The organism is Moorena producens PAL-8-15-08-1, assembly GCF_001767235.1.
Taxonomy (GTDB): Bacteria; Cyanobacteriota; Cyanobacteriia; order Cyanobacteriales; family Coleofasciculaceae; genus Moorena; species Moorena producens_A.
In genome coordinates this window covers 3,475,607-3,488,948 of record NZ_CP017599.1, presented here as the reverse complement: position 1 = coordinate 3,488,948, position 13,342 = coordinate 3,475,607, and the positions used below count along the sequence as shown (strand labels likewise).

Genomic DNA, 13,342 nt, shown 5'->3' with positions numbered 1-13,342 from the left:
AATTAGGGCATTGGGAACAGGGAACAGGGAATAGGGAACAGGGAACAGGGAACAGGGAGTAGGGAACAGGGAACAAAATTATCACAATTCCTACACGGATTGCTATAGATAATCGGTAATCGGTAATCGGTAATCGGTAATCGGTAATCGGTAATCGGGTAAAAATAGGTGTTTACAAATTCATTAATAGGAAAAATACTATATTGATTAGTATAGATAAGAGGAAATTTATTCTGCCAAGTGTTTATGCTTAAAAACAGACGCAACTAAAACTTTTATGTCCCTAAATTATTCAGGGTAAGTGTGGGAAGTGTGGGAAGTATGGGAAGTGTAGGGCAGGAAATGTGAACAGTGAGATAAGGAAGTGGTCTGGAAACCCCCAAGACCTCTCTGCATCGATGCTCCGAAGTCCCTACTGCCTACTCCCTACTGCCTACTGCCTACTCCCTACTCCCTGTTCCCTGTTCCATTTGCTCTATAACTAAACTAGTTATGTCATCAAAATTTTAAAAAATCATAGAAAATTATAGAGGGCTGGTTTTCATGATCTATTTGTAAATTCTCTAGACTACGGTGGCTGGATAAAATGACATTGGTAACTGACACTTAAGGATAATTTTCACTTCCTTACTGGTTTTAGATTAGAAGCAGTGGGACTGGCAATAGGATAAATCTACGAGTTTCCTCCATTTTGATCGTTAGAGCCACTACCACCGCCAGAGCTACCGCCACCACCAGAGCGACCGCTACCGCCCCATTGCTGAGATTCGAGGGGACCATCACCGAGCATTTTGGTCTTCCTAGTTTCTAGCTCAAGGTTGAGACGATCAAAATCTAAAGCATTGATGCCATTGAATGTCAATGCCTGAGCCGGGATTTGGCTACCAATTACTACCGTTGCTAGGGACAATGATGTTATTAACCGAAGATTAAGCATAATTTTGACTTTATTGTTTTAAATCTATGCTTTCAGTATCCAAGGCTAATGTATGGGTAGGGGTTTGTTTTATGAATCTGAGGTATACGTAAGGGTTTGTTGATGACGTTTGTTGATGATCAGGTTATGGTTACCTGAGATTATGACAATTAATAGCAGTATTCAATACTGGTTTGAGCTCAGGACCAGTGGGATAAGGCACTAACTCCACAATTCCATCCTGATTGATGATCCATCCTTGAGCTTCTATAATTGGTGGCTTTTTGGCTGTCGTTTGGGCTTGCTGATTCGGTTTTTTGCCGCGATTGCGAGCAGCCCGATGCAATTGACGCCTGGTGGCCGAGAAATCTCGCCAATCGATCCAAATGGTTTCACCTTTGAGGGGGTCAGTGGGGTCAGTGGGTAAGCCCCCTCGTCCAAGCAGAGCAAATGAATTCTGCTCATCATCGGTGCTACAGCCTGTGGCAATCAGTAGACCAGTATCGATGATAGTTGCTGGTAATGGGACTAATCCTAGGTTTTGAGTTGGGTCTGGGTTGCTAATGTTGATTTGACCATCGACACCAAATTCAGAACTAGCAGTAATCTGGCTATCTGGAGACAGAAACAGACCTTGAGTAGTAATCTCAATATTACCTCCAGGACCAAATATGGCGTTGGCGGTGATGTTACTGTTTTCGACAATCACTACAAAATCACTATTAATCTTAATATCACCCCCACCACCATTACTGTCCCTAACGCTGGTAGTAATCCCGCTCTGGTTTGAAAGGAATAGTAAGTCACTGGTAATGTCAATATCACCGCCGCCGCTTTGCTCAGAAGTGGCAGTGATTTGCCCTCGATTACTGGTGATTTGATTAGCGGAAATAGTAATATTGCCTCCTCCTGCCGAGAAATTGGATGCGGTAATACCACCACCATTGGCATTTTGTGATCCACTGTTGAAAAGCTCAATGGAGTTTGCCACAATCTCAATATCCCCAGCTGTGCCTTGCCCTGGTTCTAGGAGGTCATTGCTTTGGAAGTTACTGACACTGATAGTTGCTCCATCTCGGATACTTAACTGATCAGTGAAAACTTCTAATTTACCGCCATCACCAGTACCTGCGATCGCATTCGCCAATAATCCGCTGGCACCTAGGTCTGATCTCCCAATCAGTTCTATCTTCTGTGCCTGAACTTTCAAGGTTCCCCCATTGCCTTCGCCGAAAGTATTGGATTGCAACTGAGCCCCATCTAGCAGCCGTAAGGTCTCAGTTTCAATGGTTAGGTTACCCCCATTGCCCCTCGCCTGTTCTTGTACACTAGTTAACAAAGCGCTAGAAAAATTATTGCTTGTGCCAATTAGTTCTATATCTTTGGCCTGAACTGTCAAGGTGCCCGCATCTGTTTCGCTAAAGGTAACAGCAGCGATATGAGCCCCATCCAGGACGCGCAAGCTCGTGGTGTCAATGGTCAAGTTACCACCTTTGCCCGTACCTGTTGGTTGCACATTCGCAAATAAGCCACTAGGTAATCCCTCTGATGAGGTACCAATTAGTTCAATCTCAGTGGCTTGCACCTTCAAGCTTCCTCCATCCCCTTTTCCGAAGGTAGTCACTGTAATTTGGCCTCCATCAATCAGCCGCAAGCTCTCAGTTTCAATGGTCAAGTTGCCCCCATTCCCAATTCCGTCTGCTCTGACTTCCGTCAATAAGCCACTGAGAATACTACCTGAGCCACCAATGAGTTCCACCTCAGTAGCCTGCACGGTCAAGGTTCCCCCATCCCCTTGGCCAAAGGTATTGGCTTGCAGTTGAGCGCCATCTATCAGTCGCAACGTGTCGGTGTCAATGATTAAATTGCCCCCATTGCCGATAGCTCCTAGTTCTACATTTGCCAACAAGCTACTGGGAAACTGTCCAAAGACAGTACCGATCAATTCTGCCTCTGTCGCCTGAACTCTCAAAGCACCTGCATTCCCTTCCCCAAAGGTACTCACAGATATTTGAGCTCCATCAGCTATGTGCAAGGTGCCGGTATCAATAGTCAAGTTGCCTCCATTGCCTGTGCCTGAGGATTGCACTAGGGTAAACAAGCCACTTGGACTAAAGCTTGAGCTGCCGATCACTTCCAGATTAGAAGCAGTAACCCTTAAGATTCCAGCATCCCCTTTGCCAAAGGTACTACTGGATATGCGACCCCCATCTTTTACCAGCAAGCGCTCGGTATCAATGGTCAAATTGCCTCCATTGCCCGTGGCTTCTGGTGCCACATCAGTAGACACGCGGCTTAAAAAACGATTATTCGCATCAGTACCAATTACTTCTAACGCCTCGGTCGCCCTGACAGTGAGGGTTCCCCCAGCACCACTATTAAGGGTATCTGCTAAGATTGCTGAACCCTCAGTAACCGTGACACGCCGACCCTGCACCTGGATTTCGCCCCCGCCATTGCCACTGACTTCTAGGGAAGCGGCTTGGGACAAATCAATATCCTGGAATTGCCCCACATCTCCATAGCTCAAGCTCCAGCCCTTATCCCTTGGGATTAGCTTCACCAGACCCTCTCCCTGGACACTCCCGAGTTCAATTCGTCCTCCTGCTGCGCTGAGATTTCCTCCCTCTAAGGCAACATTACCCCCCACTAAGGCTAGGGTTTGACCTGGCTTTACCTGAATTCCCACCGGTCGATTATCTCTGACCACCGCAAAACTGCTGTTGATTTCAAGACTAAGATTATTCCCCGAACCTTGGACAGTAATTGCTCCGGGATTGGAACCATACTGTAAACCCGTGGGAATATTGATCGTCAGTAGGGGTGGGTCTTGGGGATTTGTGGCACTAAACTCGCTGCCGTCGGCAAACGTGATGCTGTTGGCGCTAGAGCCAATAAAAGACCCACCAATATCTAGGGAAGCGTTCGGACCAAATACGATCCCATTGGGATTGATCAAAAACAGATTAGCTGAACCGTTAGCGCGAATTAAGCCATCAATAGTAGAGATCGACCCACCGGTGACCCGGCTAATAATATTATTAATGGTTAGATTATTGTTGAAAAAGGCAGTATTATTGGTGAGGATAGAAAACTGCTCAAAACTATGGAATAGGTTGCCCCCTGCGGTGGTGCCACCGGTAATCTCAATCCTGTTGCCATTGGGGGTGACAATGGAATTGTTGGGTAGGGTGTTGTCTGGGATAATTTGAGCTGAGGCAATTAAAGGAATCTGACTAAACAAGCAACAGATAACAGGCACCATTAGCAATGGTTTTTTGATGCCAAAATAGGGGCAAGACTTGCCCCTACTGTTACCTTCCCTTAGCTGTGCATTGAGAAGACCGGTGGTATTTTGCATTACCCTTTTCTAGGCTGACTGACTTGGCCAGAGAGAACTTACTCGTAGAATTCCCGAAAAACCAAAGCCAGTAACAGCAGTGACTAGAAAAAACGGCGTTGCTGATTATGGGTATGGTTTCGCCCCCCTAGCCCCCCAATTCTGGGGGGAACAAAATTTTCTTGCGTCCCCCAAATTTGGGGGACCCACGGGGGCTTTAACAAAACCATCATTCCTTAATTCAGCAACGCCGAAAAAACCCTTATTGGGCCAGTAAATCGACTTGTTTCATCCGTCGTTTCCACCACCAGTACCACCGCCATCGTTACCACCAGCGCAACCGTTACCGCAACCGCCGCCAAATTGCTGAGATTCGAGGGGACCATCATCGAGCATTGTGTTGTTGCTAGTCCCTAACTCCAGGGTGAGCAGATCAAAATCTGGAGCATTGCTAGAATTTAATGTCAATGCCTGAGCCGGGATTTGGCTACCAATTACTACCGTGGCTAGGGACAATGGTGTTATTAACCGAAGAAGATTAAGCATAATTTTAACTTTATGGTTTTAAATCTATGCTTTCAGTATCCAAGGCTAATGTATGCGATCGCGTAGCGTGATTGTATGTCAATCGCATTCGTTTTATGACTCTGACGTATGCGTTCGCGTAGCGTGACTGCATGTCAATCGCGTAGGTGTTAAGAATATCGGGTATGCGATCGCGTATGACTCTGACGTATGCGATCGCGTTTTTTGATAATCAGGTTATGCAGGAATTACGCACTCAGATATATAAAATATCTGTAACCCTCTGTTCCCTGTTCCCAGATCCGCTGTTCCCAGATCCGCTGTTCCCAGATCCGCTGTTCCCTGCTCCCTGCTCCGAAGTCCCTAAAAACCAGAAATTTGTACCTCACAAGTCATAGAATTGCTATATCTTAGTTACCTAAGATTATGACAGTTGATGGCAGTATTCAATACTGGTTTGAGATTAGGACCAGTGGGATAAGGCACCAACTCCACAATTCCATCCTGATTTATAATCCATCCTTGAGCTTCTATAATTGGTGGCTTTTTGGCTGTCGTTTGGGCTTGCTGATTCGGTTTTTTGCCCCGATTGCGAGCAGCCCGATACAATTGACGCCTGGTGGCGGAGAAATCTCGCCAATCTATCCAAATGGTTTCACCTTTGAGGGGGTCAGTGGGGTCAGTGGGTAAGCCCCCTCGTCCAAGCAGAGCAAATGAATTTTGCTCATCATCGGTGCTACAGCCTGTGGCAATGAGTAGACCAGTATCAATGATACTTGCTGGTAATGGGATTAATCCTAGGTTTTGAGTTAACTCGGGATTGCTAATGTTGATTTGACCATCCACACCAAATTGAGAACTGGCAGTAATCTGGCTATCTGGAGACAGAAACAGACTTTTAGTAGTGATCTCAATATTACCGCCAGGACCAAATATGGCGTTGGCTGCGATATTACTATTTTCTACAACCACTACAAAATCACTATTAATCTTAATATCACCGCCACCACCAGTACTGTCATTAACGCTGGTACTAATCCCGCTCTGGTTTGAAAGGAAGAGTAAGTCACTAGTAATGTCAATATCACCACCACCGCTAAGCTCCGAAGTGGCAGTGATTTCCCCTCGATCAGTTTTGATTTGATTAGCCCGAATTACAATATTGCCTCCTCCCGCCGAGAAATTGGATGCGGTAATACCACCACCATTGGCAGTGTCCGCTCCGCTGTTGGAAAGCTCGATGGAGTTTGCCACAATCTCAATATTCCCAGCTTGGCCTTGTCCTGGATCTAGGCGGTCATTGCTTGGGAAATTACTGACACTGATAGTTGCTCCATCTCGGATAATTAACTGATCAGTAGAGATGTCTAATGTACCGCCATTACCAGTATCTGCGATCGCACTCGCCAATAATCCGCTGGCACCTAGGTCTGATGTCCCAATTAGTTCTATTTCCTGTGCCTGAACTTTCAAGGTTCCTCCATTTCCAGAGCCTGCGGTAATGGTTGCTACTTGAGCGCCATCAACCAGTCGCAAGCGTTCCGTTTCAAGGATCAGGTCACCCCCATTGCCTATGGCCTCTAATTCCACATTGGCAAATATAGCGCTAGCGAAATTGCTTGCGGTACCAATTAATTCGATATCTGTTGCGTTTACCTCTATAGAACCGGCATTTCCTTGACCAAAGGTAGTGGCTGCAATCTGAGCCCCATCAGTAATTCGCAACTGTTCGGTGTTAATGGTCAATTGGCCCCCATCTCCGATCGCTTCTGGTCGGACTTCTGTAAATAAGCCACTGGCTAATTCCTCTGGTGAGGTACCAATTAATTCAATATCTGTTGCGTTGACCTCTATAGAACCGGCATCCCCTGTACCAAAGGTATTAGCTGCAATCTGAGCCCCATCACTCAGCCGCAAGCCCTCGGTGTTAATGGTCAAGTTGCCCCCATCCCCGATCGCTTCTGGTCGGACTTCTGTAAATAAGCCACTGGGTAATCCCTGTGGTGAGGTACCACTCAATTGCAAATCGATGGCCTGTACTATTAACGAACCGGCATCCCCTTCACCAAGGGTAATTGCTCTGATCTGGGCTCCATCAGTCAGTCGCAAGCGTTCGGTGTTAATGGTCAAGTTGCCCCCATTCCCGATCGCGTTTGGTTCCACATTGGCTAACAAGCCACTAAGTAATCCCTCTGATGAGCTACCAATTAGTTCCATCTCAGTGGCTTGCACGCTCAATGAACCTGCATTGCCTGTGCCAAAGGTAGTCGCTGCAATCTGAGCCCCATCAGTCAGCCGTAAGCTCTCCGTCTCAATGCTCAAGTCGCCCCCATTCCCAATCGCTCCTAGTCTAACTTCTGCAAATAAGCCACTGGGTAATTCTGCGGTTGACGTGCCAGTCAATTGCACATCTTGAGCCTTAACAGTCAAGGAACCTGCATTTCCTGTGCCAAAGGTAGTAGCTGCAATTTGAGCTCCATCAATCAGTCGCAAGCCTTCGGTGTTAATGGTCAAATTGCCCCCATTCCCGGTCGCTCCTGCTTCCACATTTGCCAACAAGCCGCTGGGGAAGATGCCAAAAGCCGTACCAATCAGTTCTACCTCCTTGGCCTGAACTACCAAATCTCCCCCATCCCCAGAGCCAAAGGTACTAGCTGCGATCTGAGCCCCATCAGTAACTCGCAAGCGTTCCGTGTTAATGAATAAATTACCCCCATTCCCGGTAGCCCCTGGTGCTACTGGCACAAACAAACCACTGGGACCGAAGTTCGAGCCAGCAATCACCTCTACCTCAGCAGCGGTAACCGTCAAGGTGCCAGCATTCCCTGAGCTAAAGGTGCCGCTGGAGATCTGAGCGCCATCAGCAACCCGCAACTGTTCCGTGTCAATGACTAAATTACCCCCATTCCCTATAGCCTCTGGTGCTACATCAGTAGATAAACGGGTGGAAAAGTCATTATTGGCAGCGGTACCGATCACTTCCAATGCCTCTGTCGCCTTTACCGTCAAACTTCCCCCAGCCCCACTGCCCAAGGTATCGCCTAACAGAGCTGACCCTTCACTAATCGTCACCCGCCGACCCTGCACCTGGATTTCACCCCCGTCATTACCACTAGTACTCACCGAGGCCGCTTGGGACAAGGTAATATCCTGAAATTGTCCTACATCCTCATAGCTTAATATCCAACCTGAGTTAGTTGGGGTCAGGGTTACCATCCCTTCTCCCTGGACGCTACCCAGTTCAATCCGTCCTCCGGCTGTGGTGAGATTTCCTCCTGCAACAGCCACATCACCCCCCACCAAGGCTAAGGTTTTACCTGGCTGTACTTCCAGCCCCACCGGTCGATTGTCTCTGACCACGGCAAATGTAGCACTATTAATACTCAGATTGTTCCCAGGCCCGTTGATCACAATTCCGCCGGGATTGCCTTGGGAGCCATACTGTAAACCAGTGGGAATATTAATGGTTAACAGGGGAGGCTCCTGGGGATTGGTCGCACTAAATTCACTGCCATCGGCAAATTTAATGCTGTTGGCGGTAGAGCCGATAAACGAGCCACCAATATCTAGGGAAGCCTCCGGACCAAACACGATGCCATTGGGATTGATTAAAAACAGGTTAGCGCTACCGTTAGCCCGAATTAAGCCATCAATAGTAGAAATCGACCCACCAGTGACCCGGCTAATAATATTCTCAATGGTGACGGAATTGTTGAAAAAGGCTGTATTCCCAGTCAGAACCGAAAACTGCTCGAAGCTATGGAAGAGATTACCCCCTGCAGTGGTACCACCGGTAATCTCAATGATGTTGCCATTAGGAGTAACAATGGAATTGTTCGGTAGAGTATTATCTGGAACAATTTGAGCCGAGCAGAGTAAGGGCATCTGAGCCACTAGGTAACAGGCAATGGGCAAGGTCAGGAGTTGCTTGAAGGGTTTGTTTAAGGGTTTATTGTGATCGGACCTAGGTGGCAATTTAAAAAAATCTGTGATGACCATGAGGCTTTCCTAGAGACTGAACCATGTCGTGGGCAAGAACTATCCTCTAGAATTCCCAAACCTCTAGACCAAGTAACGCTAGTGATCGGAATTGCTAAAATCAATAAGATTCCTAATAAAAACAACTATGACTGCTATCGGGATCAAACCATCCACCTTTTTGCCTCAAGGACTTCGCCTTGAGCGAACCAATAACTTAACCCTTTTCAAATTCACCAATGAGCTTGGGGAGCGGATGCAAACCCTGCTCGATAAGAAAAAAGACGATCAACTCACTCCAGACGAAACACTGGAGCTGGAAGCCATTGGCGAACTGGATGATATTTTCAGCTATATCAATGCGGTTATCATGGCTGAAGCTGCCAATGCCCATTCCTAAACAGCTCTACCAGCAGCTTAGAAAACGGGCAGTATTTCAATGTGAATATTGTCACTATCCCGAAATCCTCAGCAACGCACCCCTTTCGGTCGATCATCTTTGGCCAAAATCATTGGGGGGAAGTGATCGTCTAGATAATCTTGCCTTAGCCTGTCGTCGGTGCAACGAAAGGCGCTACAATTTCACAACCGGAATTGATCCCGATACCGGAAACGAAGTCCCCTTGTTCAACCCTCGTTTACAGTCATGGTCTGATCATTTCATCTGGACAGCCGATGGTCTGCGCATTATAGGCACCAGCCCAACAGGACGAGCAACCTGCGCTCGACTTGATCTCAACGACGAGCGTCGCACTGAAAAATTCATCGTGAAATCTCGACAACTTTGGGTCAAAGGGGGGTTACATCCTCCCCTAGAGGATCCACGTCAATCCGTGTGAGGTACCCACACCAAACCAACCACTATAGCGTGAGTACCTCACACGGATTATATAGCGGTTACCAGCAAATAAGGTACACAATATTTTTCCCCTGTTCCCTGTTCCCTGTTCCCTGTTCCCTTGTTTGATCAGGCCAGATGCCTGAACTACCTGCGACGACCCTTGAACACACCACCAATGCCGAACAGACCGAACCCAATTAAGCCACTGGTCGCCCCTGGGTCTGGCACCTGAGCCCAACCCTGGTCAGGATTGAAGGTTGACCAATTGAAATCGTTAAAAAACCCCTCTTGTTCCACCAACTGACCTAATACTTGCCCACTGCCACCGCCACCACCGCCACCACCGCCACTGCCACCGCCGCTACCGCCACCATAGCCCCATTCGTACATGTCGATCACATCCTGGATGCGGTCTTCAGCTAGCCAGGAGCCTGCTGTTTCGTTATCATTGGCGATATACCAGTCGATGGATGAGGCATTCACACTAGAATCATTCAAATAGTCACCGATTTTGTCTGCTAAGGTATTCTTGGCGTTGTTGAGCAAGTTATTGAGATTTAGGGTCATATTTGATGCACTGGGCAGTCCATCTGAGCCAAACACAGTGGAGTTTAGGTCCCAGCCAATCACATCAAAGGCTCGTAAATCTAGTGGTGAGATATCAGACCTCTCTCCCCAACCTAGGGCTGGCTTCATAATGCCCAAATCATTGCCGTGACCTTTCCAGTGGCTGGCTTGATAGCCATCACCTCCGTCTCCTAAATTGGGATCCTTGCCTTCGGAAAAGTATGCCAGAGCTGTATAACCCCCATCAATGGAAAAGTAGGCGTTGGCACCATAGGTTAAGTTAATCTTGTTATTATAATATGGGGTCGAGTGAGTACGGCGGTACATATCCAGGGCGGTAGTACGCATCAGACGGTTAAGGTTGATCTCCTCACTAGCGTCATTATCAGGCATGATCGTCGAATCGACTCCACTGACGAAGCCCAAGATATGACCAATTTCATGGATACCAACACTCAGAAAATCTACGGCGTTTGATGGGGTTGGGGCGTTACGCTGGTAATCATAGCTCCAATTAAAGGCGTTATTCATGACGATATAGCCATCGAGCAAGGAGTTATTGGTCTGGTAATTTATGGCTTTGGCATTGGCATTGGTCAGAGCAATATTGTTGTTGTACCAGTCACTTCCGCTTTCAAACAAGACCCTATACAGATACTCGCCATCACGGTCATGTCTTTGCAGCTTATTATAAGCAGTATCATCATCTTTTGATGTTTTATCGTACCTCATCTTCTTCCGAAATGTTTTGTAGTTTGTAGACTGTTGCAGGCCAGGAAGTGCGCCACCGAGGATGTTTGAGGGCAAGCTGTCTGTCATCTCAACGTGAATTTTGACGGTGATATCATCGGTTAAATAGTAAGACCAAATCTCACCAGCCATTTCAAACCCGAGCATTTGTTCGAGGGACGTTCCTGGTTGATAGCTGAAGTCGAAGTCTATGGCTTGAGCTGGGGCGTTACCACCAATTACTGCTGCGGATGCCAGGGACAAGGACATGATTAACTGGCGATTTTTCATAAGATTTTACCTTGTAGAAATTACTGACATGGATACTGTCAGTATGAAAAGGTGATATATAGCAAGTCTTATACCTATGAGGTACAAATTTCTGGTTTTTAGGGAGCAGGGAGCAGGGACTGAGGCCGTAGGCCACGCTACGCGAACGGAGCAGGTAAGAGGAAAAAGGGAAGAGGGAAGAGGTAAAAAATAATGTGTACCTCATAGCTATGATAAACGCTATAGGCAATCATGTTGGTGATCTGAAGCTGGTGTATAGAATCGTTTTTTTTATTGGATCCTGATCTATAAAATAAATAACAAGCGATTCAAAAAAATCCAAAAATCCAAAAATATTTTTATTAAGTAAAATAGTAATTACTTTGATACTAATTTAGGATGACCAGACTAGGAGAGCTGACATTATTTATCCAGACTATATCAACGAACTCTCTGCTACTCTAAATCTGAAGAGCTATTGTAGTTATCAATTCGGCTTATTATTTATTATTTGAAATTAAAAAAAAATTCCCTTTATGGTTAAACCATTTTGCTATTCAGCAACGCCATTGTTTTTAGAAATACTTTGATGCACCCTTCGGATCTCTTTGCTTCTGTTCCCTGTTCCGGTGATCCGCTGTTCCCTTTTTTGATCAGGCCAGATGGCTGCATTAGCTGCGACGACCCTTTAACAGACCACCAATGCCGAACAGACCTAACCCAATTAAGCCACTGGTCGCCCCTGGATCTGGCACCTGAGCCACTCCCTGGTCAGGATTAAAGGTTGACCAATTGAAATCCGAAAAAAAACCCTGTTCTAGCACGTGGCCTAATACTTGCCCACTGCCACCGCCACCACCGCCACCACCGCCACTGCCACCGCCGCTACCGCCACCATAGCCCCATTCGTACATGTCGATTACATCGTGGATGCGGTCTTCAGCTAGCCAGGAGCCTGCTGTTTGGTTATGATTGGCGATATACCAGTCGATGGATGAGGCATTCACGCTAGAATCATTCATGTAGTCACCGATTTTGTCGGCTAAGGTATTCTTGGCGTTGTTGAGCAAGTTATTGAGATTTAGGGTCATATTGGATTGACTGGGGCGTCCATCTAAGCCGAACACAACAGAGTTAAGGTTAAAGCCAATCACATCAAAGGCTCGTAAATCTAGTCCTGAGATATCGGATCTCTCTCCCCAACCTAGGGCTGGCTTCATAATGCCCAAATCATTGCCGTAACCGTCCCAGTGGCTGGCTTGATAGCCATCACCTCCTAATCCTAAATTGAGATCCTTACCTTCAGAAAGGTATGCTATTGGATCAACCCCATCCAGGGAAAAGAAGGCGTTGACACCAAAGCCTAAGTCAACTGCATTCTGGATCCAGTCACTATAGCGAAACATATCGAAGGCAGTAGTACGGAACAAACGCTCAAGGTTCATCTCATAACTAGCGTCATAATCCGCGAGTATCGTCGAATCGACCCCACTGACAAAGCCCAAGATATGACCAATTTCATGGACGCCCACACTCAGGAAGTCTATGGCGTTTGATGGAGTTGGGGCGCTACGCAGGTAATCATGGCTCCAATTGAAGGTATCATTCATGACGATATAGCCATCGATCAGGGAGTTATTGCTGTGGTAATTTATGGCTTTGGCATTGGCATTGGTCAGAGAAATGTTTTTGTTATACCACCCTTGTCCGCTTTCAAACACGGCATGATAGCGAGTATTGCCATCACTATAGTTATGTTCCTGCAAATTATCATAAGCAGTATAATCATCTACCGATGTTCTATCGGACTTCAGCTTCTTCACAAATGTTTTGTAGTTTTTATTCTTTTGCAGACCAGGGAGTGCCCCGCCCAGGATGTTTGAGGGCAAGGCGTCGGTCATCTCAACGTGAATTTTGACAGTGACATTATCAGTTAAATAGTAAGACCAAATCTCACCAGCCATTTGAAACCCGAGCATTTGTTCGAGGGTAGTCCCTGGTTGATAGCTGAAGTCGAAGTCTATGGCTTGAGCTGGGGCGTTACCACCAATTACTGCTGCAGATGCCAGGGACAAGGACTTGATTAACTGGCGATTCTTCATAAAATCTTACCTCGTAGAAATTACTGACATGGATACTGTCAGTATGCAAAGGTAATGTATGCAATCATGTTTGT

General features: G+C 46.7%; 12 protein-coding genes. 4 read left to right on the top strand and 8 right to left on the bottom strand.

Annotated elements, in window-relative coordinates; translation table 11 throughout:
- Positions 1–2: 2 nt before the first annotated feature.
- Positions 3–266, bottom strand: a complete 264-nt coding sequence (locus BJP34_RS43160) for a hypothetical protein (RefSeq protein ID WP_158517183.1) — start codon at positions 264–266, stop codon at positions 3–5.
- Between the two features lie 78 nt (positions 267–344).
- Here BJP34_RS43160 and BJP34_RS43155 point away from each other — a divergent pair, with 78 nt between their 5' ends.
- Entirely contained in the window at positions 345–485 is a 141-nt protein-coding gene (locus tag BJP34_RS43155) for a hypothetical protein (protein WP_158517182.1), read from the top strand.
- Positions 486–673: 188 nt separating this feature from the next.
- Here BJP34_RS43155 and BJP34_RS13145 read toward each other — a convergent pair whose 3' ends face one another.
- The 3 genes from BJP34_RS13145 to BJP34_RS13135 form a co-directional block, all read right to left on the bottom strand.
- Complete coding sequence (locus BJP34_RS13145) at positions 674–937, bottom strand: hypothetical protein (protein WP_070392738.1); 264 nt, start codon at positions 935–937, stop codon at positions 674–676.
- 130 nt (positions 938–1,067) lie between these two features.
- The gene (locus BJP34_RS13140; RefSeq protein WP_083305142.1) at positions 1,068–4,277 is read right to left on the bottom strand and encodes a filamentous hemagglutinin N-terminal domain-containing protein; all 3,210 of its coding nucleotides are present in this window, start codon (positions 4,275–4,277) and stop codon (positions 1,068–1,070) included.
- Between the two features lie 267 nt (positions 4,278–4,544).
- The gene (locus BJP34_RS13135) at positions 4,545–4,802 is read right to left on the bottom strand and encodes a hypothetical protein (protein WP_070392737.1); all 258 of its coding nucleotides are present in this window, start codon (positions 4,800–4,802) and stop codon (positions 4,545–4,547) included.
- Between the two features lie 164 nt (positions 4,803–4,966).
- On the opposite strand from BJP34_RS13135, the gene BJP34_RS39640 reads away from it, so the two are divergent.
- Positions 4,967–5,179 carry a hypothetical protein gene (locus BJP34_RS39640; protein WP_149030955.1) on the top strand — a complete coding sequence of 71 codons (213 nt, stop codon included), beginning with the start codon at positions 4,967–4,969 and terminating at the stop codon, positions 5,177–5,179.
- Between the two features lie 16 nt (positions 5,180–5,195).
- Here BJP34_RS39640 and BJP34_RS13130 read toward each other — a convergent pair whose 3' ends face one another.
- The gene (locus BJP34_RS13130; RefSeq protein WP_070392736.1) at positions 5,196–8,780 is read right to left on the bottom strand and encodes a filamentous hemagglutinin N-terminal domain-containing protein; all 3,585 of its coding nucleotides are present in this window, start codon (positions 8,778–8,780) and stop codon (positions 5,196–5,198) included.
- A gap of 127 nt (positions 8,781–8,907) precedes the next feature.
- Between BJP34_RS13130 and BJP34_RS13125 the strand changes: the two genes are divergently transcribed.
- Complete coding sequence (locus BJP34_RS13125; protein ID WP_070392735.1) at positions 8,908–9,159, top strand: hypothetical protein; 252 nt, start codon at positions 8,908–8,910, stop codon at positions 9,157–9,159.
- Positions 9,146–9,598, top strand: a complete 453-nt coding sequence (locus BJP34_RS13120; RefSeq protein WP_070392734.1) for an HNH endonuclease — start codon at positions 9,146–9,148, stop codon at positions 9,596–9,598. The genes BJP34_RS13125 and BJP34_RS13120 overlap by 14 nt, the downstream gene beginning before the upstream one ends.
- A 146-nt stretch (positions 9,599–9,744) precedes the next feature.
- On the opposite strand, the gene BJP34_RS13115 is transcribed toward BJP34_RS13120, so the two are convergent.
- From BJP34_RS13115 to BJP34_RS13110, 3 genes are all read right to left on the bottom strand, one after another.
- Positions 9,745–11,187 carry an NF038122 family metalloprotease gene (locus BJP34_RS13115; RefSeq protein ID WP_070392733.1) on the bottom strand — a complete coding sequence of 481 codons (1,443 nt, stop codon included), beginning with the start codon at positions 11,185–11,187 and terminating at the stop codon, positions 9,745–9,747.
- A complete protein-coding gene (locus BJP34_RS39635) occupies positions 11,126–11,392 on the bottom strand; it encodes a hypothetical protein (RefSeq protein WP_149030954.1) in 267 nt (88 codons plus the stop codon). Before BJP34_RS39635 ends, BJP34_RS13115 begins: the two co-directional genes overlap by 62 nt.
- Positions 11,393–11,837: 445 nt before the next feature.
- Entirely contained in the window at positions 11,838–13,268 is a 1,431-nt protein-coding gene (locus BJP34_RS13110) for an NF038122 family metalloprotease (RefSeq protein ID WP_070392732.1), read from the bottom strand.
- Positions 13,269–13,342 lie beyond the last annotated feature (74 nt).